Origin of the sequence: Streptomyces bobili, from assembly GCF_002154575.1 — a bacterium.
Lineage (GTDB): Bacteria > Actinomycetota > Actinomycetes > Streptomycetales > Streptomycetaceae > Streptomyces > Streptomyces bobili.
Window position 1 is genome coordinate 1 of sequence record NZ_MUBA01000170.1, and the last position, 3767, is coordinate 3767.

A 3767-nucleotide genomic window follows, 5' to 3' on the forward strand; every position below is an offset into this window, starting at 1 on the left:
CGTCGTTGTTCTCGCCGGAGGTGCTGTTCTGGTCCTCCGGCGAGAACAACGACGGCACCTCCACCGAGGAGCAGAACGGCACCACCGGCGAGGAGAACACGAACACCACCGGCGGGGAGGACACCACCGGCGAGGAGAGCGGGAACACCACCGGTGAGGAGAACACCACCGGCGAGAACACCCCCGGTGAGGACGGCACCGGAGCCGGCGAAGAGGGCACCAAGCCGGGGGACACGACCACCGACCCCGCCGAGGACGAGACCCCCTCGCAGGAGGGCGAGTCCGACCTGTGCGTCGACGAGGACGGCAACGACCTCAGCGAGCTGAGCGCCGATCTCACGAGCGGCCTCTCCGGCCTGCCCGAGACGATCGTCGCCGGCAGCGGCTGGGTCGGCTTCAAGTTCAACGTCTCCAACAGCGGCGACCAGGACATCAAGGAGATCGCTCCGCTGATCGGTGTCGCCGCGATCGGCTGGGACGACGAGGAGGAATACTCCGGCGAGATCACCGTCCAGGTCCTCGACAAGGCCACGGGCACCTGGAAGGTCGTCGCCGGTGCCGCGGGCGACGGTGGCACGTTCACCAAGTTCTCGCTGGCAGCGGGCAAGTCGACCTCGTACCAGCTGCGCCTGCGCGTCAGCGGCAAGGTGCCGGACTCCCTCGGCGTGACCGGCGGTTTCGCCACGTACTCCGACGAGGGCGGCTGCTGGATCGCCGACGACCCGAACGGCTGGATCTACTTCTTCGACATCCTCGGCGCCGGCTCGGAGGCGGGCAAGCCGAACGACGCCAAGCCGCAGACCGGTGGAGTGAAGGAGATCAGCCAGGTCACGCCGGTGGAGGTCACCGGCAACCTGGCCGAGACCGGCTCCAACTCCGCGCTTCCCGTCATCGGGACCGTCGGCGGCATCGCCGTCCTCGCCGGTGCCGGCGTGGTGTTCGCGGTGCGTCGCCGCAAGCTGGAGTCCTAAGACCGCGACGGCCCTGAAGGCCGGCGGATGAGGTGAGGGACCTGCGCTCGGAGGGGGGCGCAGGTCCCTTTTCCGTCTCCGCTGCCTCGCTACTTCTTCGGCGGCACCGTCGGCATGCCCAGGAAGGGCAGCCGCAGCGCCGCGAACGCCTCCGCCGGGACCACCGGGTCCCGCGGCTCCACCGGCTTCAGACGCTCGTACGCCGCTCCCTGCGCGGGACGCGGGTCCTGCTCGCCCTTGTTCGGCCAGTACGACATGGCGCGCTCGGCCTGGGCCGTGATCGTCAGGGACGGGTTCACCCCGAGGTTCGCCGAGACGGCGGCGCCGTCCACGACCGAGATGCCGGGGTGGCCGTAGAGGCGGTGGTACGGGTCGATGACGCCGCTCTCGCGCGAGTCGCCGATCGGGCAGCCGCCGAGGAAGTGGGCGGTGAGCGGGGTGCCCATCAGCTCGCCCACGTTGGAGCCGGCGAAGCCGTTGATGTCGGCGGCGATCGCTGTGGCCGCCTTCGAAGCCGCCTTGATCTGCTTGGGGTTGGGGCTGCCGTGCCCCTGGCGCGCGGTGAGCAGGCCCTTGCCCACCCCTGTCGGCTTCAGATGCGTCGTCAGCGAGTTGTCCAGGGACTGCATGACCAGGCCGATGATGGTCTTCTCCGACCAGCGGCGGTTGGAGAGGGAGCGCAGCACGAGGACGGGATGGCGGGCGGCGTTCGCCAGCCAGCCGGCCACCCTCGACGAGCCCTCCGCGTACGGCACCTGGAGGATCGACAGGCTGCCCATCGAGTTGGAGCCCTTGCCGTAGCGGACCGGCTCGATGTGGGTGTCGGGGTCCGGATGGATCGAGGACGTGATGGCGACCCCGCGCGTGAAGTCGGCCTTCGGCTGTCCGGTCGCCCTGCGGTAGCGGCGGTCGTCGGTCTGGGCGCCCACCAGCGCCTCCGAGTTGGTGCGGGTCAGCTCGCCCAGCCTGTCGGAGAGGTACGGCAGCTGGTGGCCCGCCTTCATGCGGTGCAGCAGGGTCTGGGTGCCGTAGGTGCCGGCGGCGAGGACGACCCGGCGGGCCGTGAAGGTACGGCCGCTGGACCTGCGGCGGTCGTCGGTCGGGAGGGTCGCCACCGCATAGCCGCCGCGTGAGTCGTCGGTGACCGAGACGACCGTGGTGAGGGGGTGGACGACGGCGCCCGCCTTCTCGGCGAGATAGAGGTAGTTCTCGTTGAGGGTGTTCTTCGCGCCGTGCCGGCAGCCGGTCATGCACTCGCCGCACTCGTGGCAGGCCTTGCGGGCGGGGCCCGCGCCACCGAAGTAGGGGTCCGCCGCCTCCTGGCCGGGCCGTGCCGTGACCGACCCGTCGGCGTCCTCACCGTCCCCGAAGAACACGCCCACCGGCGCCATGTGGAAGGTGTCGCCCACGCCCATCCGCTCGGCAGCCGCCTTGAGGTGCACGTCGGAGGGGGTCATCGTCGGGTTGAGGCGCACCCCGAGCATGCGTCTGGCCTGGTCGTAGTAGGGGGCCAGCTCGTCCTGCCAGTCCGTGATGTGACGCCACTGCGGGTCGTCGAAGAAGGGCTTCGGCGGGACGTACAGCGTGTTGGCGTAGTTGAGGGAGCCGCCGCCGACGCCCGCGCCGGCCAGCACCATGACGTTGCCGAGGAGATGGATGCGCTGGATGCCGTACATGCCGAGCTTGGGGGCCCAGAGGTAGTTCTTCAGGTCCCAGGAGTTCTTCGGGAGCGACTCGCGGGTGAACCGGCGGCCGGCCTCCAGGACGCCGACCCGGTACCCCTTCTCCGTGAGGCGCAGCGCGGTGACCGAACCGCCGAAGCCGGATCCCACGACGACGACGTCATAGTCGTAGGCGTCGTGGCCGTCCTCCGTGTCGCCGGTGTCGCCGGTGTCGACACCGGCGTCGGCGTCCTGGCGGGCGGGGTCGTCCTCGTCCCGGATCTGGGCGGAGTTCTCCTGTGACACGTGCTCTCCTCATTGAGAACGGGTGCTGGCTAGCGGAAGCGGAACGCCTTCATCAGGCGCAGGCTGCGGCTCATGAACTCCGCGTACTTCTCGTCGCTCATCCCCAGGGCCGGCGCCATCGGCAGCAGCCGCTGCTGCGCCACCGTCTGGGCCTCCGTGTACTTGAGGATGCCCTCGGAACCGTGGCGCCGGCCGAGGCCGGAGTCCTTCATGCCGCCCATGGGCGACTGGACACTGCCGTAGGCGGGCGCGTAGCCCTCGTTGACGTTGACGGTGCCGGTGCGCAGGCGGGCGGCGACCGCACGGCCGCGGCTGCCGTCCTTCGTCCAGACGGAGGAGTTCAGGCCGTACGGCGTGGAGTTGGCGAGGTCGACCGCCTCGTCGTCCGTGGTGAAGCGGTAGATGGAGACGACGGGGCCGAAGGTCTCCTCGCCGCAGACCGACATCGGCTCCGTCACACCGTCGAGGATCGTCGGCTCGAAGAAGTACGGGCCGACGTCTGGGCGGGCGACCCCGCCCGCGACGACCTTGGCGCCCTTGGCGACGGCCTCCTCGACATGCCGGGACACGGTCTCCAACTGGCGTTCCCCGACGAGGGAACCCATGTCGGCGCCGTACGCGAGGGAGGTGCCGAGGCGCATGGCCTTCGTGCGGGCGGCGAAGCGCTCCAGGAAGGCGTCGGCGATCGACTCGTGGACGTACAGCCGCTCGATGGAGATGCACAGCTGGCCTGCGGAGGAGAAGCAGGCGCGGACCGCTCCGGCGGCGGCCTTCTCCACGTCGGCGTCGGCGAGGACCAGCATGGCGTTCTTGCCGCCGAGTTCGAGGG

The 3767-nt window shown here is 70.3% G+C and carries 3 protein-coding genes; 1 reads left to right on the top strand and 2 read right to left on the bottom strand.

The window, feature by feature from the left end; translation table 11 throughout:
• The first annotated feature begins 5 nt into the window (after window positions 1-5).
• Window positions 6-971 (top strand): LAETG motif-containing sortase-dependent surface protein, encoded by a 966-nt coding sequence (locus BZL64_RS14650; RefSeq protein WP_244205335.1) that lies wholly within the window; start codon window positions 6-8, stop codon window positions 969-971.
• An 89-nt stretch (window positions 972-1060) separates the two neighbouring features.
• On the opposite strand, the gene BZL64_RS14655 is transcribed toward BZL64_RS14650, so the two are convergent.
• Window positions 1061-2803, bottom strand: coding sequence for a GMC family oxidoreductase N-terminal domain-containing protein (locus BZL64_RS14655; RefSeq protein ID WP_208639441.1), 1743 nt, complete (start codon window positions 2801-2803; stop codon window positions 1061-1063).
• Between the two features lie 164 nt (window positions 2804-2967).
• The coding region (locus BZL64_RS14660; RefSeq protein WP_143663134.1) for an aldehyde dehydrogenase family protein at window positions 2968-3767 on the bottom strand (800 nt) is incomplete at its 5' end.